21 protein-coding genes and 1 pseudogene are annotated in these 24,520 nt (G+C 53.7%); 12 read left to right on the plus strand and 10 right to left on the minus strand.

Annotated features, from left to right (window positions below):
- Nucleotides 1-57: 57 nt before the first annotated feature.
- The gene (locus ACI0FJ_RS08005) at nt 58-2,628 is read left to right on the plus strand and encodes an ATP-binding protein (protein WP_424301496.1); all 2,571 of its coding nucleotides are present in this window, start codon (nt 58-60) and stop codon (nt 2,626-2,628) included.
- Nucleotides 2,629-2,729: 101 nt separating this feature from the next.
- Here the strand turns inward: ACI0FJ_RS08005 and ACI0FJ_RS08010 are convergent, their stop codons facing one another.
- A complete protein-coding gene (locus ACI0FJ_RS08010) occupies nt 2,730-2,996 on the minus strand; it encodes a helix-hairpin-helix domain-containing protein (RefSeq protein ID WP_424301499.1) in 267 nt (88 codons plus the stop codon).
- A 20-nt stretch (nt 2,997-3,016) separates the two neighbouring features.
- A complete protein-coding gene (locus tag ACI0FJ_RS08015; RefSeq protein WP_424301502.1) occupies nt 3,017-3,808 on the minus strand; it encodes a response regulator in 792 nt (263 codons plus the stop codon).
- Nucleotides 3,809-4,172: 364 nt separating this feature from the next.
- On the opposite strand from ACI0FJ_RS08015, the gene ACI0FJ_RS08020 reads away from it, so the two are divergent.
- From ACI0FJ_RS08020 to ACI0FJ_RS08035, 4 genes are read left to right on the plus strand one after another with little or no spacing between them, the layout of a single operon-like run.
- Nucleotides 4,173-5,564 carry a cobyrinate a,c-diamide synthase gene (locus tag ACI0FJ_RS08020; RefSeq protein WP_424301505.1) on the plus strand — a complete coding sequence of 464 codons (1,392 nt, stop codon included), beginning with the start codon at nt 4,173-4,175 and terminating at the stop codon, nt 5,562-5,564.
- Nucleotides 5,561-6,757, plus strand: a complete 1,197-nt coding sequence (cbiD, locus tag ACI0FJ_RS08025) for a cobalt-precorrin-5B (C(1))-methyltransferase CbiD (RefSeq protein WP_424301508.1) — start codon at nt 5,561-5,563, stop codon at nt 6,755-6,757. The genes ACI0FJ_RS08020 and cbiD overlap by 4 nt, the downstream gene beginning before the upstream one ends.
- Nucleotides 6,754-7,968: a precorrin-6y C5,15-methyltransferase (decarboxylating) subunit CbiE gene (gene cbiE / locus ACI0FJ_RS08030; protein ID WP_424301511.1), complete on the plus strand. Its 1,215-nt coding sequence runs from the start codon at nt 6,754-6,756 to the stop codon at nt 7,966-7,968. Before cbiD ends, cbiE begins: the two co-directional genes overlap by 4 nt.
- Before the next feature lie 14 nt (nt 7,969-7,982).
- Complete coding sequence (locus ACI0FJ_RS08035) at nt 7,983-8,390, plus strand: bacteriohemerythrin (protein ID WP_424301514.1); 408 nt, start codon at nt 7,983-7,985, stop codon at nt 8,388-8,390.
- Between the two features lie 143 nt (nt 8,391-8,533).
- Here ACI0FJ_RS08035 and ACI0FJ_RS08040 read toward each other — a convergent pair whose 3' ends face one another.
- Nucleotides 8,534-9,712 carry a DUF401 family protein gene (locus ACI0FJ_RS08040; protein ID WP_424306524.1) on the minus strand — a complete coding sequence of 393 codons (1,179 nt, stop codon included), beginning with the start codon at nt 9,710-9,712 and terminating at the stop codon, nt 8,534-8,536.
- Here ACI0FJ_RS08040 and ACI0FJ_RS08045 point away from each other — a divergent pair.
- The 4 genes from ACI0FJ_RS08045 (at nt 9,606) to nagA (ending at nt 13,656) form a co-directional block, all read left to right on the plus strand.
- Nucleotides 9,606-9,917: a hypothetical protein gene (locus ACI0FJ_RS08045; RefSeq protein WP_424306611.1), complete on the plus strand. Its 312-nt coding sequence runs from the start codon at nt 9,606-9,608 to the stop codon at nt 9,915-9,917. The two genes, ACI0FJ_RS08040 and ACI0FJ_RS08045, sit on opposite strands and share 107 nt — an antisense overlap.
- Before the next feature lie 111 nt (nt 9,918-10,028).
- On the plus strand, nt 10,029-11,243 hold the full coding sequence (locus ACI0FJ_RS08050; RefSeq protein WP_424301517.1) for an ROK family protein: 1,215 nt from the start codon (nt 10,029-10,031) through the stop codon (nt 11,241-11,243).
- 447 nt (nt 11,244-11,690) lie between these two features.
- A complete protein-coding gene (gene nagB, locus ACI0FJ_RS08055; RefSeq protein WP_424301520.1) occupies nt 11,691-12,488 on the plus strand; it encodes a glucosamine-6-phosphate deaminase in 798 nt (265 codons plus the stop codon).
- 22 nt (nt 12,489-12,510) lie between these two features.
- Nucleotides 12,511-13,656 (plus strand): N-acetylglucosamine-6-phosphate deacetylase, encoded by a 1,146-nt coding sequence (gene nagA / locus ACI0FJ_RS08060; protein WP_424301523.1) that lies wholly within the window; start codon nt 12,511-12,513, stop codon nt 13,654-13,656.
- Between the two features lie 105 nt (nt 13,657-13,761).
- Here nagA and ACI0FJ_RS08065 read toward each other — a convergent pair whose 3' ends face one another.
- From ACI0FJ_RS08065 to ACI0FJ_RS08080, 4 genes are read right to left on the minus strand one after another with little or no spacing between them, the layout of a single operon-like run.
- Nucleotides 13,762-14,379, minus strand: a complete 618-nt coding sequence (locus ACI0FJ_RS08065; protein WP_424301526.1) for an FmdE family protein — start codon at nt 14,377-14,379, stop codon at nt 13,762-13,764.
- Nucleotides 14,380-14,398: 19 nt separating this feature from the next.
- Nucleotides 14,399-15,154: an ABC transporter ATP-binding protein gene (locus ACI0FJ_RS08070; RefSeq protein WP_424301529.1), complete on the minus strand. Its 756-nt coding sequence runs from the start codon at nt 15,152-15,154 to the stop codon at nt 14,399-14,401.
- Nucleotides 15,151-16,221 (minus strand): FecCD family ABC transporter permease, encoded by a 1,071-nt coding sequence (locus ACI0FJ_RS08075; protein ID WP_424301532.1) that lies wholly within the window; start codon nt 16,219-16,221, stop codon nt 15,151-15,153. The genes ACI0FJ_RS08070 and ACI0FJ_RS08075 overlap by 4 nt, the downstream gene beginning before the upstream one ends.
- Before the next feature lie 8 nt (nt 16,222-16,229).
- Nucleotides 16,230-17,354 (minus strand): iron ABC transporter substrate-binding protein, encoded by a 1,125-nt coding sequence (locus tag ACI0FJ_RS08080; RefSeq protein ID WP_424301534.1) that lies wholly within the window; start codon nt 17,352-17,354, stop codon nt 16,230-16,232.
- 549 nt (nt 17,355-17,903) lie between these two features.
- Between ACI0FJ_RS08080 and ACI0FJ_RS08085 the strand changes: the two are divergent.
- A pseudogene (locus ACI0FJ_RS08085) lies at nt 17,904-19,118 on the plus strand (IS5 family transposase); the annotation flags it as partial.
- Nucleotides 19,119-19,229: 111 nt separating this feature from the next.
- On the opposite strand, the gene ACI0FJ_RS08090 reads toward ACI0FJ_RS08085, so the two are convergent.
- Together ACI0FJ_RS08090 and ACI0FJ_RS08095 are read right to left on the minus strand one after the other, a co-directional pair.
- A complete protein-coding gene (locus ACI0FJ_RS08090) occupies nt 19,230-19,847 on the minus strand; it encodes a LysE family translocator (RefSeq protein WP_424301537.1) in 618 nt (205 codons plus the stop codon).
- Nucleotides 19,848-19,907: 60 nt separating this feature from the next.
- Nucleotides 19,908-20,213: a DUF5658 family protein gene (locus ACI0FJ_RS08095; RefSeq protein ID WP_424301540.1), complete on the minus strand. Its 306-nt coding sequence runs from the start codon at nt 20,211-20,213 to the stop codon at nt 19,908-19,910.
- Nucleotides 20,214-20,296: 83 nt separating this feature from the next.
- Between ACI0FJ_RS08095 and ACI0FJ_RS08100 the strand changes: the two genes are divergently transcribed.
- Nucleotides 20,297-21,130, plus strand: a complete 834-nt coding sequence (locus tag ACI0FJ_RS08100; protein WP_424301543.1) for a hypothetical protein — start codon at nt 20,297-20,299, stop codon at nt 21,128-21,130.
- 94 nt (nt 21,131-21,224) lie between these two features.
- Here the strand turns inward: ACI0FJ_RS08100 and ACI0FJ_RS08105 are convergent, their stop codons facing one another.
- Nucleotides 21,225-21,755, minus strand: a complete 531-nt coding sequence (locus ACI0FJ_RS08105; protein ID WP_424301546.1) for a ferritin-like domain-containing protein — start codon at nt 21,753-21,755, stop codon at nt 21,225-21,227.
- A gap of 685 nt (nt 21,756-22,440) precedes the next feature.
- Here ACI0FJ_RS08105 and ACI0FJ_RS08110 point away from each other — a divergent pair.
- Nucleotides 22,441-24,378: a methyltransferase domain-containing protein gene (locus ACI0FJ_RS08110; protein ID WP_424301549.1), complete on the plus strand. Its 1,938-nt coding sequence runs from the start codon at nt 22,441-22,443 to the stop codon at nt 24,376-24,378.
- The last annotated feature ends 142 nt before the right edge of the window (nt 24,379-24,520 follow it).

Below are 24,520 nucleotides of genomic sequence, written 5' to 3' on the forward strand. Positions count from 1 at the left end.
ACCATTGCGCTAAACAGATACCAAAATTCAACTTTCAAGCTGCAAACAGGATTGTCTATGGATGCCATCGTCTTTTCCAACCTTTTGAAAATGCATGAAGAATGGCTGGTAAACCGCGTTCTGCACTACGCCAAAAAGCACGGATACTCGGCATATACCTCCACGCTTATGAACGCCTGGAAGATTTCCATCCACAAACTCTCGCAAACCATATCCGAAACCTATGAACTGTATGGCGGAAAACTGCCCGAACTTTCATCAGAAGACGCATATCAGGACGATCCCTGCTGCGCTTTCGGCGTGAAAGAAGCCCGGCGCCATAGGGAGCGTGGAATCAGCATTGCCATGTTTCTGGGGCTGCTCAAGTATTGCCGCCAAACCTATTGCGACCTTGTCACGGAAAAACTGTCCGTGGATTCCAAGGCCGCGGCACTCACGGATTTCACAATACGCTTTTACGATCGCCTGGAACTGGCCATGTGCACCGAATGGATAGGTTTGGGGCAGGAAAAAAGCGTTCTGGAACTGCAAGCCAAGAACCGGGACATGACCAACGAAAAAAACAAGTATCTTACCCTGTTCGAAAGCCTGGCCATGCCGGTCATACTCATTGACGAAGACCTGTGCCTGGACAATCTGAACATGGCCGCCTGCCGCATGCTGGGCATGCAATCGTCCTGTGCAGCGGGCGATTCCACCGAGCAGGAAAATTGCCAGCAAGCCCCCCGGCCCGACAATACGTCCCTGAAGTCCAGCTTGTACTGGCTTTGGGCAGACGTCCAAAGCTTTTCCGCAAGCGGTGAAGACGCCACCACCCTGCAACGCAGTTTTCTCCAGGACTCGGTCACGCTCCACTACGAGGCGACCCTGGCGCGGATGCAGGACGTTTCCGGCAAATTCAACGGAATAATCCTGATGCTCAAGGACATCACGGACCGCGAACATCTGTATCAGAAAATCAGCAAGGCATACGACCATCTGGAAATGCGAGTCGAGGAACAGGCCTCCGAACTTATGCAGACCAGCGCCCACCTGGTGCAGGAAATGGCCGAACGAAAGCAGGCGGAAAAAGCACTGCGCGAAGCCCGCCTCCGGTACAAAATGCTTGTGGACAACCTGCACGAGGGCATCTGGCTGCTCGATACCGAAGACAGGACCGTCTTTGTCAACCCTCGCATGGCCAACATGCTGGGGTACAAGGTCAATGACATGGTCGGCCGAAAAGTTTTCGATTTCATCCATCCCGACGACCTCGAGACAGTGAAAACAAACCTCATTCTGCGCAGAAACGGCCTGGTCCAGGGATACGAAGTCACCCTGGTACACAAAGACGGAATGAGCCTGCCCGTTTTCTCCTCCGCCACTCCACTGAAGGACACCGACGGAAACTACACCGGCTCCTTGGCGGGCGTTATGGACATGACTCCCCACAAGCAGATGGAAGAGGCACTCCGTGCCGCCATGGCCCGGGCACAAGAAGCCAACCGGGCCAAAAGCGAATTTCTGGCCAACATGAGCCACGAAATCCGCACGCCCCTCAACGGCGTTCTGGGCATGCTCCAACTGCTCAACATGACACACCTGGACATGGAACAGTCGGAATACGTCAACGTCGCCTTTTCTTCGGGGCGCAACCTGCTGACGCTCATCAACGACATATTGGACCTGTCGAGGGTGGAGTCCGGACGTATGGAAATACGTCAGGAGGTCTGCAAAATTTCGGATGTCATCCTTCAGACCGCCGATACCTTCCGTGAAAGCGCCAAGCTCAAAGGCATACAAATTACGAGCGAGGTTGTTGGGCTGGAAAAGGTACGCACGGACCCGCGGCGGCTGCGCCAGATTCTGTTCAACCTGCTGGGCAACGCGGTAAAATTCACGAAACAGGGGAAGATCGAAATCCAGGCCTCCCCCATCCAACGTTCGGGTCAAGATGTAACCGTTCTCTTCAGTGTTCAGGATACGGGCATCGGCATCGGTGAAGAAATGCTCGAGCGCATCTTCCATCCTTTTACCCAGGGGGATGGGTCCACAACACGCAAATACCAGGGAACCGGCCTGGGCCTGCACATCGTAAAACGACTGGTTCACCTGATGGGTGGTACCCTCTCCGTGGAGAGCGAGCCGGACCAGGGGACAACCATCTACTTCACCATCAAGATGCAGGATGCACAGGAAGCTCCGAAGCCATCCTGTATCCCCCAATCCCCAACACCGCCCCAAAAGGTCAATCAGCAATGGCGTATTCTGGTGGTCGAGGACAACCCCATCAACAGCACCACAGCCATTCGCATGTTGCAGATTCTTGGGTTTGAGGCCGACGCGGTGGAAGACGGTTCCCATGTGCTCAGTGCCCTGCAACAGGGCAGCTATGACTGCGTACTCATGGACGTCCAGATGCCGGTTATGAACGGGCTGGATGCAACACGAGCCGTGCGCACCGAGGCACCGCCGGACATTCGGGACATTCCCATAGTCGCCATGACCGCGCATGCAATGAAGGGCGACAGAGAAATATGCATTGCCGCAGGAATGGACGAATATCTTTCGAAGCCTTTGGATATGAGGCTCATGGAAAAGATGCTGCGTGAGGTGCTGCAGCTGCCCCAGCAAAAACAGACTCCCTGAATCGAGAAGGCAGAGCGCCAACCCGGAAAGCGCCCTTGCAGAGGCCACCACGGCATTTCCAAAGCTTTGTGGCTTTCAGCCCATTTCCGGGGAGGGGAAAATCAGTCCTTCCAGCCCCACCATTTGAGCTTCTCCGGATCTCTTCGGTCCGGCGGGGTCTGTGCGTAATATACAGCGCAACGAAAGACATACAGGACACAACGGTCCACATGCTCGCCCCGAAGCTCCATCAGGCGCTGGTACATTGCTTCGGGGTTCTCCCCCACAAGATCGCGAACCTGGGTGTATCCCAATTCCTGCAACTTTTTTTCCAGAGAAGGCCCCACTCCGGGAATTTCACACAATTCCGAGCAATTCAGGTTAGCCATATCGAGTTTCCAGCTCGGAATCAGGACGCGTTGCAATACCCGAGCAATTTGTTGCTGAGTTCTTTGAGGTCGAAAGGTTTGATAAGATACCCTTGCACGCGCAGGCCGAGACAGCTGTCGATGACACCCTTGTCCTTGCTCACCGTGGCAACGACGATGGGCGTGGAGACGTCGTGCAGCTCCTCCCGGATGACGCGGAGCACCTGCAGGCCGTCCATCTCCGGCATTTTCAGATCCAGCAGAATAAGGTCGGGCTTCCAGACCTTGTAGATTTCCAGCGCCTTCACCCCGGTACTGACAATGCGCAGGACGAATACGTCGCGGCTGATGTATTTTTCGTACAGCGCCACCACGGGTTGCATGTCTTCCGCAATCAGAAGCTTCAACTTGCGCTTGCCCAGGACGGCGGAGCCGGAAGCCCCCAACCTGCCCGGCAGTTCCTTGTCCACCAGCTTGAGGAAAAACGCGCGGAGCTTGTCTTTGTTGAGGGGTTTGGCAATGGCCCCCTGAATATCCAGGTATTCGAGATCATTTTTCAGGGAAGTGGTCTTTTCATCATAAAAAACCACGACCTTGGTCTTTTCGTCGCGGTTCTTGTTGCGCAGGGTCTTGAGCAATGTGGTCACATTAAAGAACTGCAGGTCTTCACTAAGGGCCATGATGTCCGGCTGCCAGGTGCTGTAGTAGTTCTGGATCTGCATGCCGTTATCCACAAAGACCATGTCGAAAATATCGGCAGGAATTCCTTTTTTCAACGCATTCTTGGCCACAACGTCGGATTCACCGACGAGCAGCTTGATTTTTTCGCCCATACGCCCCCCCCAGACATGTTCTCCCACGCGACCTGCAAGGCAAACATGGGACGAACCGGAAACCGAACAAAAAAGCACTACTACGTATTCTATTTTACCATGCCACATACCAATAATTTGTCAATGCAACGTCACTGTGGACGGTGGATTTTTGCCCCCAGTTGGAATACCTAGTGTGATGTCCGCAGAATATGTCTTCACAGCTGTTTTTTGCGGAGAACCGCGACCGGGAAAATGCGGTTTTCGGGTTCGCTCACGCCGCCTTTGGTGGTGGTATGGCGGACTATGTCCACCATGCGACATGCCGCGCATACTGCTGCATTGATTAGGACACGATTTTAACGGACGCGACACTGGGAAAGGCATGAAAGGAATTGTGATAGGCGGGGTAAAAAGCGGGTGCGGAAAAACCTCCGTCAGCCTGGGAATAATGGCGGCCTTGCGCCGCAGGGGGATGTGCGTCCGCCCATTCAAGGCCGGTCCAGATTTCATCGACCCCGGTCTGCATAAGCTGGCGGCAGGAGCGCCTTCGCACAACCTGGACGGATGGATGTGCAGCCGGACCCAGGTGGAAGAAATTTTCCAGCGCTATTGCACAGGTGGCGATATAGCCGTCATTGAAGGTGTCATGGGGCTGTTCGATGGTTTTTCCGGCTCCCGCGACGACGGCAGCACTGCCCAGCTGGCCAAATGGCTCGACCTTCCCGTGCTGCTCGTGGCCGATGCCTCCAGCATGGCCCGTTCCGCCGCTGCCCTGGTCAAGGGATACGCGGAATACGATCCGGAATTGCACCTGCCCGCCGTGGTTCTGAACAGGGTTTCCAGCCCCAGCCATGCCGATATCCTCCGCGAAGCACTGACCACATTGCCGAAAATCCACTGTGTCGGGTATCTGCCCCCATGCCCCGATATTGCAATGCCATCGCGCCACTTGGGGCTGGTTACGCCGGAGGATGCCGAAGCCCCGGAACAACGCATCGACCATCTGGCCGACTGGGTGGAAGACAACCTGGACCTGGACACCCTGCTGGACAGCCTGCCCGATATTTCCGCCAATCTGTCCGGCGGTCTTGAAACACCGATTAGGCCTGAGGCAGCGTCTCCCCAAATACCCAGCGGCAAAGTACGCATCGGCGTTGCCCGCGATGCCGCATTCTGCTTTTATTACGGGGAAAATCTCCGCCTGCTTGAGGAAGCCGGAGCCGAACTGGTTCCCTTCTCCCCCCTTGCGGACAAACACCTTCCGCCCGACCTGAACGGACTGTATCTGGGCGGCGGCTATCCCGAAGTGCACGCCCCCGAACTTTCCAACAATACCTCGCTGCGCAAGGAAATACGTGCTTTTGCGGAATCCGAACGCCCCATTTATGCAGAATGCGGCGGATTCATGAGTCTTATGGACAAGATAAAGGCCATGCACGGACAGACCTGCCAGATGGCAGGGGTTTTCCCTTTCCGGGCCGAGATGCAGGAGCGGTTCCGCTCGTTGGGATACCGCGAAGTCGTAACCACCAGGGACAGTATTTTGGGCCCCTCGGGAACCATTGCCCGCGGGCATGAATTCCACTATTCCAAGATTGCCGATGAGGACTATGAACAGGCCGGATTGTATACCGTGTCCGGGCGCAAAGGGCCCTTGTCCACCCCGGAGGGATTTACCGTGCACAATGTGGTGGCCTCATACGTTCATCTGCATTTCGCCAGCAACCCGGCAATCTGCCGCTCATTCGTACAGGCCTGCGCAACCGCCGTATGAAAAAGACACTCCGCGAAGGTTTCACCACGGGCACTGCCGCCGCAGCAGGTGCCAAAGCCGCAGCGTCGCTTCTGCTGGGCTGTCCCGATGCTGACGCCCAATCCCCAAACGCCAGCTCCCCAAACGCCAGCTCCCCAGACGCCAGATTTGCAGACGGTTCCACTCTCATCGACGTTCCCCTGCCCAAGGGCCACTCGGCGGACAATATTCCCGACAGCCGCCTGCGCGTCCCCCTGCACAAAGTCGAACTGCGGGACGGAACCGCCACGGCTGTGGTCATCAAGGACGGAGGAGACGACCCCGACGCCACGCATGGAGCGGAAATTCATGTGCATGTGCGGCGCGCCCCCGAAGAAGCTCCAGGAAGTGTGCTATTGCGCGGAGGCAGGGGCGTGGGCCGCATCACCTTGGCAGGACTGCCTGTCCCGCCGGGACAGCCGGCCATCAATCCGGCCCCGCGCGGCCAGATCATTCATGCGGTACGCGAAGCCATGGAGCTTGCCGGTTGCTTCGACGCCCTGGAAGTGACCATAGAGGTGCCCGAAGGCGAACGCATCGCTCAAAAGACCTTGAACCCACGCCTTGGCATTGTAGGTGGAATCTCCATTCTCGGCACACGGGGCACGGTCAAACCCTTCAGCCACGACGCCTGGAAAGCCACCATCAGGCAGGGGCTTTCCGTGGCCCGGCAGGCCGGACTCACGGAAATAGCCTTTACCACCGGCGGCCGCAGCGAGCGATTTTTTCGCGAACACAGGCCCCAATGGCCCGCGCTGGGAGTTATCCAGGCAGCCGACTTTTTCCGCTTTTCCATGGAGCTGGCCGTGGAGTTCGGATTCACAACCGTGCATTGGAGCGTTTTTTTCGGCAAACTGGTCAAACATGCCCAAAAATTCGGCTCCACCCACGCGGTGGATTCGCGTATAGATTTTACACAACTGGCCCGGTGGTTTGCCGAGGGCGGTGTTCGGAAAGAAGCCTGCGAACGCACGTCCCAGGCGGTTACCGCCATAGGAGCGCTGGAAGCCGTTGGTGATGATCCGGCACGGGACAAAGCCGTGCGCGAGATTGTAGCCCGCGCGGCGCGCACTGCGCACAACTTTGCCCAAGGCAGGGCTTGTGTGGCATACTCACTCTTTGATTTTAACGGAAACCTTTTGGATTTTCTGGAACTACAAAGGAGCAATTCGTGATCGTCGATGTCATAGGCCTGGGCCTGAACCCCAGCCAACTTTCCCAAATCTTGAGGGACCGCATTGCCGCTGCGGACGTGCTGGTGGGCGGCAAACGCCAACTGGAATCGTTCCCCGACTTCAGTGGAGAACAGGTGCTCATCGCCTCCCCTCTGGAGTCGATTCTGAGCACAATCCGTGACCATGCCTCCGCAGGGCGCAAGGTCATGGTCATGGCCGACGGCGATCCCCTGTTTTACGGCATCGGCAAACGCATTGTCGAAGAATTGGGACGCAATAACGTCCGCATCATACCGGGCGTAACCACCCTGCAGACCGCTGCGGCGCGCCTGGGCATTCCCTGGCACGACATCACCCTGGTGTCCCTGCACGGACGCGGCGACTTCGCCCCCGTGTTTGCCGCCCTTACCCATACCAACATGGTTGCCGTCTTCACGGACGAAATCAATTCCCCGGCGGCCATAGCCCAGGCCATGCTCGACCGGGGCGCGGACCGTTTCGGCATGTGGGTCTTCGAAGACCTGGAAAGCGAACTGGAAAAGGTGGGCAAGTACAACCTGAGCCATGCAGTGACGCAAAGATTTTCGCCGCTCAACTTCGTGGTTCTGGAACGCACCTCGGCCCCGGAAATTCCACTGCGCCTGGGTATCCCGGATGATGACTTCGTACGCGAGGAAAACCTTATCACCAAAGGCCCGGTGCGGGCTGCCGGATTGGCCACGTTGTCCATGAAGAACGACGCCGTGGTCTGGGATATCGGCGCGGGCTGCGGTGCGGTGTCCATCGAGACGGCCGTCCTTGCCCACCACGGGGCGGTCTACGCCATTGAACGCGAGCAACGCCGCTACGATTTCATCCGGGAGAACATCCGGCGCACGGGTGCCTATCTGGTCAACCCCATCCTGGGAGAGGCACCGGAGTGCTTTGCCGAACTGCCCGACCCCGACCGTATTTTCATAGGCGGTGGCATTGCCGGACACAACGGTGTGCTGGAAAGCGCGTGCAACCGGCTCAAACCCGGCGGACGCCTGACCACCCATTGCATTCTGCTCGATTCGCTGAACGAAACCAGAAGCCATTTGAACAGCATGGGCTGGCCCATTTCCATCACCCAAATTCAGGGCTCGCTGTCAAAGCCCCTGGCCGGGGACATGCAGATGAAGGGACTGAACCCGGTGTTCATCGTGGCGACCCGCAAACCCAACGCCTGAGAGGAGTCCTCGCAATGCCCGTGATACTCTGGTGCGACTCGATGCTGACCGGTATTCAGGAAGTGGATGAGCAGCACGAAAATCTCACCGCAATGATCAACGAGCTCTATTACGCCTATGTGGATGGCAAGGACCAAACGGTTCTTTCCAAGATCATCTCCGGAGTAAGCGACTACACCAAAGACCACTTTTCAACCGAAGAACGGTTGATGAAGGAACATGAGTATCCCGATACCACTGCCCACATGCAGCAGCACAGGAAATTTGAGGACAAATCCATCGACTTCCTCATTGCCTATACCGAAGGGAAGCACGAACTCACCAGCGAAGTCCTCGATTATCTCACGGATTGGTGGCTCAACCATATCCAGGGAGATGATCGACGGCTGACGGATTTTCTGCTGGAGCTGGACTGCCAATAAACGTATCGGGCGCATATCGGGCGCACGCACACTGAACTTGACCGAAAAAAAGCCCGGCGCAACACGCCGGGCTTTTCTCATCCCCCCCCCACTTCAAATGAAATGGGGAGAGATATTGAACGATTTCTCTTCGCCAAGATTCTTTAAGCTTTCAGCAATAAAAGAAAATAGCCAATGCCGAACAGCAGATAAATTATGCTGGGCGGGATAAGCCTTTTCCAGGCGTCCGTTACCTCAACATGAAAATATTCGCATGTAAGCGCAAAACAAATATGCAGTGGAGAAGCCAAGATTCCGCAGTACCCTGAAAACAGGGCAAGAATTACATAAGCCACTGTCTGGTCCTGCATCCCGGTTCTGGCCAACAGCCCCAGCAGCAGCGGGAAAGTTGCGCCCACGACTCCCAGGGTAATGCCTGAAACAAAGCCGACAAGCAGGGGCAGAACAACAGCGCAGGTCCACAAGGCCCCCTCGCCTCCCAAAGAACGTGCAAGGGCTGTCACCACATCGGCGGCCTGCATGGATTCCTTGAAGACGAACACGGCCAGAATGACCAACAGCATCTTTCCCACATGTTTGGTAAAGGCCAGTTGAATAGCCGTAACCATACCGGTACGTTCCTGTACAACCAAAACCACAACAGCCAGGCCCAAGGCGATGACTACCCCCAGTTCCATGGGCACAGGCAGACTTGCGGCGGAGACAAGGACTTCCAGACCGATGGAGCCGACAATGGCTGTAAGCAATGGCATAAGCAGGTAGATTATACGCTTTGCATTAACTGGCTCGGAACCCTCTCCTACAATGTTTTCCATGGCCCGGGGGTTAAGCGGCAGCACGGAAGGACGTAGGAAAAACCACCATCCCAGAGCGATAAGCATGACCACTCCCGGAAAACCAAAAAGGCACAAAGTGCCAATGGGTAATCCTGCCAAACCCGCAGCCAGAATTATCCCCGGGTACAGCGGCCACGACGGTTCCCACAGATGGCGGAACCAATAGTTCAGCAGAGTTTTATCCATGGGGCCGCCCCCCACCTGCTCCGCTGTCTTTTCAATCAGCGGTGCGGAAAAGATAGCACCTCCCGGCATGGGTAACAGCCCAATGAGCGCCGGAAAAAAGACCAGCCGAAGGCGGGGATTGGTAATCAGGCCGCTCAAGGCGTCCATGAGTTTACCGGTACGTCCTGTTTTTTCCATCAGGCTGGAAAGAACCATGATGAAAGCAACAATAAACAGAAGAAATATCGTTTTTGGATCAACAAAAGCCGCCCCGGCTGCCTTCAGCCAAACAACAGGCCCTTTACCAAAAAGGAAAACCAAAATGATACTGCCGCCGAACACCGAACCGCCAATTCCAATTCGGCCACGCATCCCCAACAATATGGCACTAAAAACTATGGCTATTTTCAATAAAGGAAGAATTGTCATCCACATAGCAACTCCTAATTATAAAGAAGTATTCATGCCTTCATCGTCATTGTTTGTAAATGACGTATTGCAATCTGTTCTCTTCGGCTTTCGTTGAAGTTGGTACGACGTTTATGCATCTGAATACATGTGCATCCCCTCCATCAGCGTTGCCATGCTTATGAGATCTGCATATGCTTGCCGTTCGGGAACCTATACGGAGAAATTCATGCGCGCAGCCAATCGTGATCTCATGCGGGCCATCAACCGCTGCAATATTTTACGGACCATTCGACTTGCAGGAAGCATTTCCCGCCGCGATATTTCCCAGCAAACTGGTCTGAGCCAGGCCACTATCACCGGAATTACGGCCGAATTTATTGAGGAAGGGCTGATTTACGAAAAGGAAACCCAGGAAACAACGACGGGGAGGCCGCCGGTTCTGCTGGCCCTGAACCCGGACGGCGCCTTTGTGGCTGGGGCGTATGTTTCCTCGGAAAGCATCAGTGTGGTGGTGGTCAACCTGGAAGCCAGGGTTATGGGATCACACGTCGTCGACATCGACTCGGGAATAACATCCCCCAAGGATATTGCCGACCTTTTGGCTTCCGCCGTCCACACCTGCTGCACAAGGCAAGGGTTTATCCCGGAAGATATTTCAGGATTGGGCATAGGCATTCCCGGACTGGTCAACAACCGTACGGGAATGGTCCGCTTCCACCCTGGGTTCAATTATGGAACAGGCTGGGAAGACGTCCCATTCGGAAAGCTTGTTGAACAACAAACAGGCTTTCAGACCTTTATTGAAAACAGTTCCAACACACTGGCCATTTACGACCACTGGTTTGGGGCTGCCCGGGGTGTAGACAACTTTCTTGTGGTGACGCTGGAACACGGGGTAGGTTTGGGCATCTTTGTAGATGGGCATCTGCTCCGGGGCTACAAGGGAATAGCTGGAGAATTCGGCCATATACAGGGAGGGCCAGAAGGCCCCGCATGCCGCTGCGGTCTGCATGGCTGTCTGGAATCCGTTGCTTCCAACATATCCATTTTGCGTGAAGCCCGGGAGCTGGCAGCCAAAGGGCTTTGGACGCCCCCGAACCCGGACCGTATTCTTTTGGAGGATGTCATTCTGGCCGCCCAAAACGGTCAGACCGATCTCCAGAATATATACACAAGAACCGGGGGAATTCTGGGAAGCCGCATTTCAGATCTGATCCGTCTTTTTGATCCGCAAACTGTGATTATCTCTGGAAAGGGATCCCTTGCCAGCGATATGCTTTTCAAGCCCCTGTTTAAAGCCATAGAATCCAAGAGATGCAATATTTTCGGAGAACTGCCGACACTTTTGGTTCAGCCCTGGCAAGTGGAAAACTACGCACGCGGCGCAGGAGCATTGGTTTTACAGATGCTTCACCAAAGTTGTGCCATTCCGGACAGCTGAACCTGATAATTTCAGGTTAATCCCCCTCCTCCCATACTCCCGGAAAATGTTCTGCCGGTAGGCATATCCGATGTGATCCGCAACCTGAAAAACGCGGTTTTCAGGTTCGCTCCCGCCGCTTCCTGAATTTTTCGGAATGTAAGGTCGCGAATGTAATGTAAGTTCGCGAATGTAAGGTCGCGCATGACGACTATGCCCATCATGTGAAATGCCGCGCCACTGCACTTCTATGGTACGCATCTAACGGACGCGACACCAGGGGCATAAGGTCGGTGAAAGTTCTCCCCTTGGTTCTGCAGAAGGGGCTGGCCGGACATTGCAGGCCAGCGCTCCCTCCAAGTCCGTTGGTCAATTAATTTTATCATCAAAAGAAAGAACCAATATTGCCAGCGGATGGTCAGTAAGCATATTGAGCGTTATTGTATCCCGTAAAGTTAAGGAGGGCCGATGCGCCTGATACCTGTACACAAAGACGTTGGCTGGTGGGCCGCCCGATATATTGCGCGAAAAATTGCCTCGTTCGCTCCAACAGAAGAAAAGCCCTTTGTACTCGGACTGCCGACCGGAAGCACTCCGCTCGGTATGTACAAAGAACTCATAAAGCTCCACGAAAGCTCAGGGTTGAGCTTTGAACATGTAGTGACCTTCAACATGGACGAATACGTCGGCATTCCTCAGGCTCATCCACAGAGCTATCACTGCTATATGCATGAAAACTTTTTCAGCCGAATCAACATAAAGCCCGACAACATAAATATTCTCGATGGAAACGCCCCATCTCTCGACGCCGAATGCGAGGCCTACGAACAAAAAATTGCAGCCTACGGCAAAATTCATCTTTTCGTGGGCGGAGTCGGGACCGACGGTCACATCGCTTTTAACGAACCGACCTCTTCCCTCGCATCCAGAACCCGAATCAAAACCCTGACAGCAAAAACCAGAGCGGATAATTCACGTTTTTTCAATAACGACGTGGAGCAGGTCCCCGAGTTTGCCCTTACAGTCGGTGTAGGCACCCTTTTGGACGCTGCGGAAGTGATGATCCTTGCCTCGGGTATGGATAAAGCCCAGGCCGTACGACATGCCGTGGAGTGCGGGGTGAACCACATGTGGACCGTTTCCGCACTGCAGCTTCACCGCAAAGGCATCATGGTTTGCGACGAGGCAGCCTGCATGGAGCTCAAAGTGAAGACGCTGAGGTATTTCCAACATCTTGAGGCGGACAACCTGGGCGATCCCAAATAGCAAGCCCCAAGCAAAAATCGCCATGAAAGCACTGACCAACTGCACCATATATACCGGCAGGGATATTCTGAAAGGCAAGGCGGTCCTGCTCAAGAACGGCAAAATAACCGACATTGTCGGGCACGATGCTATCCCATCCGATCTCCAGACTTTCGATTTGCAGGGGGCCATCCTCGCTCCCGGATTTATCGACCTGCAAATCAATGGCTGCGGCGGGAGAATGTTCAATGACGACATCAGCGAAGAGACGCTGCATGTCATGTGCCGGACAACTCTGCAGACAGGCTGTACAGGCTTTTTACCCACGCTCATCAGCGCTTCCAACGCCGACATGCACAAAGCCATGGAAGTGGTCAGTCGGTATCGCTCAAAGCACCCGGAAAACGTGCTCGGCCTGCACATGGAAGGTCCCTATCTGAACAGTGCGCGAAGCGGCATCCATTCCCCCGCGATGATCCGTTCCGCAGATGAAAACATGCTCTCCTGCATTGCCAGGTACGGCAAGGATGTCGTCCGCCTCTGTACCGTGGCGCCAGAGTGTGTCTCCCCGCAACAAATCGAAGAGCTTGCCCGGGCCGGTATCAGGATAGCCGCGGGCCACAGTGCAGTTTCCTGCTCCGTGGCCAGAGAGTGTTTTCGAACCGGGATTGCAATGAGCACCCATCTCTTCAACGCCATGGAGCCCCTGGCAGGCCGCAGCCCAGGGCTTGTGGGAGCCATTTTTCTAGAAAGGCCCTGGACGGGCATCATAGCGGATGGGGTTCACGTGGCCTGGGAAAATGTGCAACTGGCCAAAAGAATCTTGGGGGAGAAACTGTTCTGCGTTACCGACGCAACCGCAGCCATGGGCAGCGCCATCTCGGAATTCAATTTCGGGGGGCATAAAGTGGTCTTGAAAGAAGGCAGATGCACCTCTTCCGACGGCACTATCGGCGGCTCGGTGCTTACCATGGACACGGCCGTACGCAATTGTACTTCCCAGGCAGGTTTTGCCCTGGAAGAAGCGTTGCGCATGGCCTCGTTGTATCCTGCCCAAGCCATTGGACTTGACGCAGAGTATGGTCGAATCGCTCCGGGCTATTGGGCCGACATGGTGGTTTTATCCAAAGACATACAGGTCAGAAGCGTATTCAAACGAGGACAACACATTTTAATTGTTGAGGATTGACACCGACGGCTTTTCCCCGATTGTCCGTCAGTGTTTTTTCCCAGCCCGACGTTGTTATACACGTCGGGCTTTTTATTGAACAAGAAAGCGCCCCTCTGAAGGCCCCTAAATTTTCTGCTCCACCTTGTTGAAGCAGGTCATGCACAATGTTTTCCCGGCAAAACGGCGTGTACGGGACTCCATTGTGGATTCCCCGCAGGAATCGCACACCAAACTCTCCAGAATCCAGGCTTTGCGAGGAGCAAGCTCATCGGCGGGTCCCACACTGAACATTTTTTCCAGTGGCGTATTCATGATGTTGGCGATGTTCTGGCTCCGCAATTGGTCAAGCAATTTTTCGTCTTCAGGGCTTAGGCTTCCCTCTTCCTGACGCTTGAGGTGAAGCCTGGTCATGGGGCTTTCTTCATCACCGCTGTAGGCCTTGCGGTTCAACAGCAGGCGGAAGGATTTATTGTCCCGCCTTCTATAAAACGAAAAAGCATTTTTCCCATAATCCCTATGAATGAAATTGCCCTTGCCCAATGTGCACCCGGTCAGAAACTGGATGGCATCCACACCGCACATGTCGGTTTCGGAAACAGCCACAATTTCTTCATCGCTACTATGGCCGAGCTCATTGAGTGCATATTCCGCCACCCGGATGCCGATTGCCAATCCGGGGCAGCTGTGCCCATGATAGTCGATAACCCGATCGATAACGTCCTTGGAAAAAGAACAGGACATGCTGCATCTCCTTGCTGATTCAATTGAGTGGAATGATGAAAGGCGCGCCTTCGTGGCGCTGCAAGCTCACTTGCACACCATAGACCTCGTTGATGATTTCCGGGGTCACGTCATCCTGGGTGCAGGCTGCGAAAATCCTTCCTCCCTTGAGGAACAAAAATTTATCGCAATACCGAAGGGCTGTATTGATGTCGTGGATGGTCATAACGGCACTGACGTCATGTTCAACCACCACCCGACGAATAATATTCATAATTTCTATCTGGTTACTCAAATCCAGGCTGCTGGTCGGCTCGTCCAGCAAAAGGATATCAGGCTCTTGTACCAGCGCACGGGCAATGCAGACCTTTTGCAACTCTCCCCCGCTCATGCTGTCAATATAACGCAGAGACAGTTTTTCCAGGTTCAACCGCTTGATGGCCGCATCCACAATTTTGAGATCGTTTTCAGAAACACGCCACCGAATATGCGGCCTGCGCCCCATAAGAACGGCGTCAAAAACAGTAATTCGCCCGGCCTCGCTCTTTTGTGCCACATAACCAAAACGACGCGCTATTTCGAACGAGTCCAAGGAACGTACGTTGGCCTCACCAACCATGACAGCCCCACACGAAGGTGCAAGAATCCCGTTCATGCATTTGAGCAGCGTCGTCTTTCCCACTCCGTTGGGTCCCATGATTGCGAGCAGTTCCCGAGGAGCAAGATGAAAATTCACCCCTTCCAGAACCGGAGCGCTGTTGTAGCGAAAGGCCAGCTCGTTCACGCACATTTTCATCGGGAGTACCTCGTAAGAATCAGATAAATAAAGACAGGCGCTCCTAAAAATGCAGTAAGGATGGAAACAGGAAGGATATTCGGAGCCAGGATCGTGCGGGCCACGGTATCCGAGGCAAGAAGCAGCGCGCCCCCGACAATGGCGGTGGCTGGCATGAGGAACCGATGGTCATCGCCAACCACACGGCGGACCATGTGCGGGCAGATAAGTCCCACAAAGCTGATGATTCCCAAAAAAGAAACCAATACCGAAGTAACGAGTGCGGCGACAACCATGCCCCACAGGCGGACGCTTTCCACCTTTACCCCCAATCCCTTGGCGGTCTCGTTGCCTGCGTCCATGGCGTTGTAATTCCAACGATTGCACAAAAAATAGATTACAGCCGCAACCGTAACTCCCGACATGATGCCAAGCTCCGCCCAATCCGCTCGAGCTGCATCACCAAAGGTCCAAAAGACCATGGCTGCCAGCTGCACGTCGTCAGCAAAATACTGAAGAAACAATGTTCCCGCGGTAAACAACGCATTCAGAGCGACCCCGGTGAGGATCATAACTTCCGGCGAGGTCCCGCGCATTCGCGCCACCCCGACGATGATAAGTGTTGTAAGCATACTGAAAGCGAATGCCACACCTATGGTCATCGAGGGGTTGTTGATAGTGACAGCCCCCACGTTGCTGCTTGCCATAACTCCCGAGCCGAGAACCATTACGGAAAATGCCGCCCCAAAAGCGGCTGCATGCGTAAGTCCCAAAGTGATTGGGGAACCGAGCGGATTGCGCAATACCGACTGCATTACAAGTCCGCTTGCCGAAAGGCCCACGCCTGCAACTATTGCCGCCAGAGCCTGGGGAAGCCGGATATTCCAAATGATGATTTCAAATCGCTTTGATACCTCGGCTCCCCGAAAGGCATCGAGTACATCCAGGGGCGGAATGTGAACCGCCCCCGTTCCCACGGAATAGATCAGAAGAGCTGCCAGGATAACGGCCGACAACACAATGAAAAATGTCTTCCGGCCAACATAACGCATGTACTCGCTTGGGATCTGCCCGTCGTTAAAGTGCATTCGTCATCCTACTTTAACGGAGCGGCCTGAAAGGCAGGCAGACCAAAGAGTTCATTCATGGCTGCAAACACGGGCTTGCCCACCAGAAAGGTGTATATTTCATCTGCCTTGGTCACCGGATCCACGTCCTTGAACTGTTCAGGGTACAGGAGTGTTCCTACAAAATAGGCATCGGCCAGAATGGAGCCGAAGTTCTGCGTGTACCAGTTGTACGGCAATACAGTGTACACCCTGCCAGCCTGTACGGCGCTCAAGCCCTGATACACCGGATCTGTCCGAAGCTCGGTAAATGCACATCCATCGCTTTCTATCTGCGTCGTTGAAAGGTCCACAAACAGGACTTCAGGATCCCATTCCAGCAATTTTTCCTTGGCCACATCGGCATGGCGCAGCTGTTTTTTCCGGCTGGAGTCGCTGGCAACGTTTTTCGCATTCGTAAACTCGAAAGGAGGATACCCAGGTTCTGTGGACTGAAATCCATGGGGACCACGCATGGCGATTCCGCCCACATAACAGGTCTTTTTCGCCGACTCAGGCACATTTTTGGTACGCTTCTGAAGATCGTCTATGGCCGACTGCATAAAATCAACAACCGCTTCAGCCCTTTTTTCCGTCCCCAGAATCTGTCCCATCAAGCGGAGAGAACCGAACAGGTCGTCCCTCCCCCATGTAAGGTTGCCGTACTGCAACACAACGACGGGAATACCGGTTTTCTCCTGCAACTCCACCGGGTCAAAACCTCCTGATCCGTAGGTTTTGAAAATGACCTGGGGTTGTGGATTCAGTCCGGCAATAAGCTCCGGGTTATCGGCGCCTCTGAATTGTCCGAACAAAGGATATTTTTTGAACTGCGGATTTGCCAGGGCATAGGGTCTGGAATCGAAACGGGTGACCCGCTTTTCAATACTGTCCACCCCAACGATGCGATCCTGGGCCTGCAGATAGGTCAACAGGCGAAGGCAGCCCGACCCGGAACAAATAACCCGTTGCGGATGTTTCGGCACCTGCACGCTGCGGCCGAGTCCGTCGGTCACTGTCATCATTTCTGCGCCAGCATGGCAGGGCTGGATGTCGCAAAGGAAGGAGGCGACCAGTACCGTCAGAACGAGCAGAAGCGCGGAGAAGAATCTCATGGACACCCTCGCTTGGGAAATAAGATGTTTGATTTAGATTTCATTAGAGGTATAAAATTTGCATTTTCGTGTCAACAAAGGCACCAAAATCATACTATCATCATATGAAAAGATACCATCTGTGGAATTATTAAAACCAACTTGGGATTTTCCATTTGAAGAGAGATTGGCAAACGAGCGTTGCCCAATCGAAAAACAAAGCTATGGAGCTTCCTAAAAAGGAAGCTGAGGAGGCGGAGCCATCAGGCAACAGCTGGCAGGCTGTCGCACACGCATGGGGAAAGCTGGGTAGGAAAAATCAGAGCCATAGGGCCCACCGCATTGCTCTCGGACATCGTCCGTAGCTGCCGGGTGCCCTCCAAGGAAGAAGTCCTCTTCCATTCAGAAAAGAAGTAGATAACCAAGCCATTAATTAGTCGGGCCTGAAATATCTCTAGTGGATTGATTTTTATTAACAATTCTCCTTGTACAATGTAGTATTTTCGACCAGAGAACGTTGTGAATTCGTATAAAACCGGTCGAAATGATGCAGCGAATGGCGGGAGAATCATGAGGGCAAAACCCAAAAAACAGCCGCAGGGTACGTTCCTTTACCCAGACCTTCTGGACCAGCTCAATCCGAAGGCTCCGCTCCTTCAATTGGCGAGGAGAATTCCCTGGGGGCGATTCGAGGAGGAGTTCGCCGGACTCTACAGCGACCAAGGTCGGCCAGCCAAGCCGCCCCGGCTAATGGTCGGGCTGATGCTGCTCAAGCAGTTGGAGAATCTGAGCGACGAACGGGTCGTGGAGGCATGGACGCAAAATCCCTACTACCAGGCGTTTTGCGGTATGACCGAGTTCCAGTGGAAGCTGCCTTGCGATCCCACGGATTTGATCTATTTCCGCAAGCGCATTGGCGAGGACGGGGCACGACTGATTTTCGAGGTCTCCGTGGAACTGCACGGTGATGACGCCAAAGAACGAGAGATCACGGTGGATACCACGGTCCAGGAAAAGAACGTAACCTTTCCTACCGACCTGAAGCTTTTGACCAAAGTCATCGAGGGCTGCCGTAAGATCGCGGACAGCGAAGGCGTCGGTCTACGCCGCAGCTTCAAGCGCACGCTCCCCAAGCTTCGGCTGAAACGGATGAAGATGGCCAAAAAGGCGAGGAAGATGCGGACAATGGCTGGTGCCTTGATCCGTGAACTCCGGCGCAAATTGCCGGGCGAAGCCCTGGGCCGCCACCAGGAGCGACTTGACCTGTACGAGCGGGTCAAGGACCAGAAACGAAGCGACAAGAATAAGGTCTACAGCCTACACGAACCCGATATTCTCTGCATCTCCAAGGGTAAAGCGCACAAGCAGTACGAGTTCGGGCGCAAGGCGTCCATCGCGGTCACAAAAACTACGGGTATCATCGTCGGCGCGATGTCGTTCAACGAGAACGTCTACGACGGCCATACGTTGCCGGATGTCCTCGAACAGTGTTGGGAGGTCACCGGGGTCTGTCCGTCCATGGCGATCTGCGACCGAGGCTACAGGGGCCTGAATCAGGTCGGTGACACGCAAATCCTCATCCCAAAGCCTCCGAAGAAGAAGGACACACCGTACCAGCGCCTTATGGCGCGGCTCCGCTTCCGCCGTCGGGCGGCTATCGAGCCGGTGATCGGCCATCTCAAACACGATCACCGCATGGCCCGGAGCTATCTCAAGGGCGCGGTCGGCGACGCCATTAACTTGTTTATGGCCGCAGCGGCGTTCAACTTCAGGAAGTGGATGCGGAAAATCGGAGAGTTTTTTGCGCTCTTGGCGTTTCTGCTCCTCGGCAAAGACTCAAGCCGACGGCTGGCGGAAAATGTGGCGTAGAAGCTGAAACGGGTTTTTCAGGCCTGACTAATTATCAGAAACAGCCAAAAACGCGCCAAGTCCTATAAAAGCGGTTCCGCTTATACGCCCGCGCCAACGGCTGGCATCCGCACTTTGCATCCAGGCACCGGCCCGATCCACCCCAAGGGCCACCAAAACCAGAGTCACCGTTCCGGTAAAACAGAAAATAGACCCCATAATGCCCATTTGAAGCGCAAAATTCCCGGCATGATCCGTAAATTGGGGAAGAAAAGCCAAGAAGAAAAGAGCAACCTTTGGGTTCAGCACATTGATGACCACCCCTTGACGGAAAACTTTTTTCAAAGGAGCCTTGGCCATTTTCTCCAAAGCAGGAGCATTGCTTTCCCGCAGCGCTTTGATTCCCAGGAAAACCAGATACCCGGCCCCTGCCAGTTTCAGCGCGGTAAAGGCTGTTGCGGAATACATGAGCACGGCGGAAAGTCCCAGGACTGCTGCTGTAATGTGCACCAGACACCCGGCTCCAATCGCCAAGGCGGAAACCACGCCGGCAGCCCGTCCCTGCGCTGCACTCCGAGTTGCCACATAAATCATATCCGGCCCGGGAGTGATGTTGACCACCAAAGCCGCTGCCAGAAAAACCCAAAAATCATGAATTCCGTACATGTATACCTCACGTCCAAACGCGGGATTATCCACGCAAAGCGTCTCTCTATCCCACCTGTCTCAGGGGAGCAATCCCCGCCTCTTCAGGCGGCGAACCTGTCGATAATTGGAGAAAACCACGGCAAGGTAAATCGCGACAACCGCGATCATGGCCCAGCGGTTGTCCTCATCTCCCGCCGTTATAAAGATCCAGGCACACACAACAGCCACCACAAACTTGGGAACCCACCACAACGCACCCAACTTCATAAGGAGGCGAACAAGCGGATTAAGTTCCCGTCCACCAGCCTTGATGATCTGATTGGTGGTAACGATGTCGGGAATCTGGAGAGCGACCAGAGCCACGGCAAGGAGAATATTTACCATAAAATAGAGATAGCTTGAAATTGATTGAAAAAAAAGAGGGGACCGCTCTAAATACCTCATGGGAATGGCCGATATAATATATTGTGAATATTCAAGGGTATTCTTCGTCCTTTTTCGCGCTTCAGAATTCCCCCTTTTCTACGGCAGCCAAGGGGGCTTCAGGTGCGTCCCCCCTTTCCGCCAAGATGCAGGTCGCTACGCAGACCGCAGCGGACAAGACCGCAACAGCCCAGACCTTTGCAAACGAGATGGTCCGCAGGCTGGAACAGAATTCCGTACAGGGCAATTTCAAGGATACAAAAGGAGAAGACGTACAGTTCGACTCGGACGCTGTTGAACGTTCTACAAACCTCGCCAAATCCCTTACAGACACTACCGACTTTGTCCGCTCGCGGTACGGAGACAAGGCTGCCACGGCTTTTATGGGAATTATAACGCAAAGCGTGGGAGACGGTGCTGTCTCCGAGCAGGCTTTGGGAAGAGGCATGCTGAACGCCGTACGTTTTGTTGATCGCAATTTTGGATTTTCTGAAGGTGACGCCCTCATCAACAACTTGAACGGCAACCTGAATGATGCGGTCAATGAATATTTCGACAATGGGCAGCTCGAAAAAATCTATGCCTCAAAGCCGGGAGAAAGCTTTTCCCAAAGTGCTCTTGCCGGATTTGCCGTAAAGGTTCAACAACACTACGGCTCCGATGCGTCGGATACCGTAACTAGCCTCATTGAAGAGGCGCTTAAGGATTCTGAAAATTCTCTTGGTGGGCTCCGTAGCGGCATGAAAAATGCGAAGAGCTGGCTTGAAGAAAAATTCGGCATGGACGCTCAGCAGGATGCCGCACTCATGAATGCAGCCACAAGCTCCGAACCCCAGGCTCCGCCGGTTAAGGGCATGTTGTTGAACGCTTCGGTATAGTTTTTAAATACTCCGACTTTCCCCCGTATACCCTGTATTTTCCTCGAAAGCCGAAAGGCCGAACACCTTGTTCGACCTCCGGCTGTATACCTTATTATTGCTGCCCGGTAATGACAAAACCTTGCGGTGCCAGGCCGGTAGACGAAGACGTTCCGGCAATGCGGGAAAGATAGGATTCCCCCAGCTGTTCGATGTGATCCTTGATCGAATCGAAATAGTTGAAGTGTTCCTGTTCGTCGTTGATGATTTCTTCCAAAAGCTTCACGCTGATTGAATCGCCATTGTCACGACAGACAAGCAGGAACTGGTTGTAGGCATCCAGGGCATGGTCCTCTTCGTCAGCGTCGTAGGAAAATATCCTGAGGATTTCCTGCCCTTTTTCTATGGGACCAGCCAATTCCGTGGTGGGCATTCCGCCCAGCTCTGTGACGCGCTCGGCAAAGGCCTCGGCATGGCGCATTTCGTCGATGGCAATAAGCTTCATTTTTGCAGCCAGCTCACCATAATCCATATCATCCAGACGATAGTGCTGGCTCATATACTGATGAATGGATTGCAACTCCATGGCCCGCGCCTTGTTCAGTACTTCAATAACCTTTTCTTTTCTTTCTTCCTTGGTAGCCATCTCGTTTTCTCCTTGTAAGCGTTGTGATGCCCGAAAGCACAATCAAAACAGGGACTCGTTCCTAACAATCAGGACTTTCTCGATAAAGCTCCGCGGATAAGTTCATCCTTATGCTCTTTGCATATAGACTACTATAACTTCCAACAGATGGGCAATGCTGTTTCCGCTTACGGCTCTGTGTCCATGCAGAAACCACACAAAAACACGGCCCCTCTGTGCCCTCGCCCACCTTCTGGTTGTCGGCCGGACGTACCCCTTCCTTTTGCCTCTCCCGCCTAAACTTCGCTCCCCGAAAAATTACTTTTTCAGGCCACTCCCCACTCTATCTGCCACACCGTTCTCCAAGAAAAACGCAAGCTCAAGAACAACATAACAAACTGTATTTTATAAATATTTACAAAGAATCCAAACGGACGAATTTGACGATCTCCCTTTCCCTCAAAACCTTCAAAAGGCTATCTTAAAAAGAAGGAGAGAGCCAAAGAAGTTTCCCATATAAACCGGGGCTATAACCACCCTGCGAAACAACTTCCAAAAACGATCTAACAAGCTTAAATAATGAATTTTTATTTTTTAAATCCAATTCGTTATTTCGCTTTACAAGCACCCCCCCGATCCCTATACGCTTTCATCCAATTTTCCATGCAAAAATAATTGGCGCATGGACTCATACAGGAGCGAAAAAATGAAAAAAAAGGCGTGCGCATCCGCCAAGGTCCACAACTCGAATCCCGCCGTCGGCCCACGTACTTTGGGACCGGTTTCGGACCTGGAGCGCCACCTGCCCTCCGAGTGGTGGCAGGATCTGTTCAATTCGTTTTACCTGAAGACAGACGGTGATGTGGTTGAAAATGACTGCAACACCATCCAGGATATCGATGTCGTACTCGATATCCTCAAGCCCACCCCGGAAAGCCGCATATTCGATCTGTGCTGCGGTCAGGGCAGGCATACTCTGGAACTCTCACGCCGGGGATTCAAAAATGTCACGGGGCTTGACCGGTCCCGCTATCTTGTCAGGCTGGCACGCAACAGGGCAAAGGCCCAGGACCTTCCTGCTGTCTTTCGAGAAGGCGACGCCCGGAAGATCAGAATTCCGAAAGAACCTTTCGACTATGTGCTCATACTGGGAAACTCGTTTGGGTACTTCGAACAACAGGAAGACGATCTGGCCGTACTTCAGAGTGTGTTTTCGAGCCTTGCTCCCGGCGGCAAACTGTTCATGGATATTGCCAACGGAGCGTGGATGAAAGAAAATTTTGAAAAACGTTCATGGGAATGGATCGACCAGCAACATTTTGTTTGTCGAGAACGTTGTCTGGCCAGTGACCAGAAACGCCTCATCTCACGCGAAGTTATAAGCCATGCCGAAAAAGGCATTTTGGCCGACCAGTTTTATGCGGAACGGCTGTATACCGCAGATGAGATCCAGGAGCTGCTACACAGGGCCGGATTTACGGCCATTGAAGTGCACGAATCCCCGGATACGCAGTCAACCCGCGGATGCGATCTTGGCATGATGGCTAACCGCCTTGTTGTTACATGCCAGGTTCCTTTGAGTACGCCTGCGGCCAACAGGCTTCCTTTCCCCAAAATCAGTGTTCTGCTTGGCGATCCCCGCTTGGAAGATCTGGTCAAGCTCAACGGACAGTTCAACCCCGAAGACTTTGCGACCATCAACCGTCTGCACGAGGCCCTCTCGGAACTCAAGGACTTCTCCTTCGAGTATTTGGACAATCATGCGGAACTGTTGAAAATTTTACAGTCGAATAAAAAGCCGGAGTTCATTTTCAACCTTTGCGACGAAGGCTTCCGCAACAACGCATTCCATGAGCTGCATGTCCCTGCAACTCTGGAAATGTTTGATGTTCCCTACACGGGAGCTGGCCCTGCATGCCTCGGATTGTGCTACAACAAGGGATTGATCCGTGCTGTTGCACACTCGCTCGATATCCCCACACCCAACGAAACCTATACGGGACCGTACGATAAGCTGACGACCTTGCCCTCCTCGTTTCCTGTGCTGGTAAAGCCAAACTATGGCGACAGCAGTGTGGGTATTACCAAGGATGCGGTCATCAAAGACAAAGAAAGCCTGATCGGCTACATCGACTGGCTGCGTACGGAATTCGGCCGTATCGGCATCCTCATTCAGGAATACCTCTGCGGCCAGGAATACAGCGTGGGCATTGTCGGCAATACCGGGCTTACCTATAAGATACTTCCTCCGTTGGAGGTCGACTACACGAGCCTCCCTAACGGCCTGCCCCACATTCTGGGGTATGAGTCGAAATGGGACCCGAAGTCTCCCTACTGGAATAACATCAGCTACAAACCGGCAGACTTGGATGCCGAATCCCAGCGCCAGCTCTTCGACTATTCGAACAAACTGTTTGAACGCCTGGCGTGCCGTGACTACGCCCGCTTCGACTTCCGCCGTGACGCCAATGGGCAAATCAAACTGCTGGAAGTCAACCCCAACCCCGGCTGGTGTTGGGATGGAAAGCTGAACCTCATGGCCGGTTTTGACGGCATATCGTACAGTGAACTGCTGAATATGATCATCAGCGCAGGTATTGAACGCCAAATCTCGGGCCAACAATCCGACGACGACGGCGTCTAAAAACACAACTTCGAACGCTGGGGGCATTGGCATGTTGATGTACCCCAGCGTTCTTTGACTTTCCGGTTCAATCTCCGACGCAAGTATTAGTTTCCCCCCTGACTCTCCCGGCTTTCCCTATCTTGTATCTAATCGACACCGT

Source organism: Desulfovibrio sp. 7SRBS1, from assembly GCF_049723905.1.
In the GTDB taxonomy this organism is placed as follows: domain Bacteria; phylum Desulfobacterota; class Desulfovibrionia; order Desulfovibrionales; family Desulfovibrionaceae.

Coding starts and splice junctions, on each gene's coding strand:
- ACI0FJ_RS08005 (WP_424301496.1), top strand. CDS start 58: ATGGATGCCATCGTCTTTTCCAACCTTTTGAAAATGCATGAAGAATGG.
- ACI0FJ_RS08010 (WP_424301499.1), bottom strand. CDS start 2,996: ATGGCTAACCTGAATTGCTCGGAATTGTGTGAAATTCCCGGAGTGGGG.
- ACI0FJ_RS08015 (WP_424301502.1), bottom strand. CDS start 3,808: ATGGGCGAAAAAATCAAGCTGCTCGTCGGTGAATCCGACGTTGTGGCC.
- ACI0FJ_RS08020 (WP_424301505.1), top strand. CDS start 4,173: ATGAAAGGAATTGTGATAGGCGGGGTAAAAAGCGGGTGCGGAAAAACC.
- cbiD (WP_424301508.1), top strand. CDS start 5,561: ATGAAAAAGACACTCCGCGAAGGTTTCACCACGGGCACTGCCGCCGCA.
- ACI0FJ_RS08035 (WP_424301514.1), top strand. CDS start 7,983: ATGCCCGTGATACTCTGGTGCGACTCGATGCTGACCGGTATTCAGGAA.
- ACI0FJ_RS08045 (WP_424306611.1), top strand. CDS start 9,606: ATGATGAAAGCAACAATAAACAGAAGAAATATCGTTTTTGGATCAACA.
- ACI0FJ_RS08050 (WP_424301517.1), top strand. CDS start 10,029: ATGCGCGCAGCCAATCGTGATCTCATGCGGGCCATCAACCGCTGCAAT.
- nagB (WP_424301520.1), top strand. CDS start 11,691: ATGCGCCTGATACCTGTACACAAAGACGTTGGCTGGTGGGCCGCCCGA.
- nagA (WP_424301523.1), top strand. CDS start 12,511: ATGAAAGCACTGACCAACTGCACCATATATACCGGCAGGGATATTCTG.
- ACI0FJ_RS08065 (WP_424301526.1), bottom strand. CDS start 14,379: ATGTCCTGTTCTTTTTCCAAGGACGTTATCGATCGGGTTATCGACTAT.
- ACI0FJ_RS08070 (WP_424301529.1), bottom strand. CDS start 15,154: ATGAAAATGTGCGTGAACGAGCTGGCCTTTCGCTACAACAGCGCTCCG.
- ACI0FJ_RS08075 (WP_424301532.1), bottom strand. CDS start 16,221: ATGCACTTTAACGACGGGCAGATCCCAAGCGAGTACATGCGTTATGTT.
- ACI0FJ_RS08080 (WP_424301534.1), bottom strand. CDS start 17,354: ATGAGATTCTTCTCCGCGCTTCTGCTCGTTCTGACGGTACTGGTCGCC.
- ACI0FJ_RS08090 (WP_424301537.1), bottom strand. CDS start 19,847: ATGTACGGAATTCATGATTTTTGGGTTTTTCTGGCAGCGGCTTTGGTG.
- ACI0FJ_RS08095 (WP_424301540.1), bottom strand. CDS start 20,213: ATGGTAAATATTCTCCTTGCCGTGGCTCTGGTCGCTCTCCAGATTCCC.
- ACI0FJ_RS08105 (WP_424301546.1), bottom strand. CDS start 21,755: ATGGCTACCAAGGAAGAAAGAAAAGAAAAGGTTATTGAAGTACTGAAC.
- ACI0FJ_RS08110 (WP_424301549.1), top strand. CDS start 22,441: ATGAAAAAAAAGGCGTGCGCATCCGCCAAGGTCCACAACTCGAATCCC.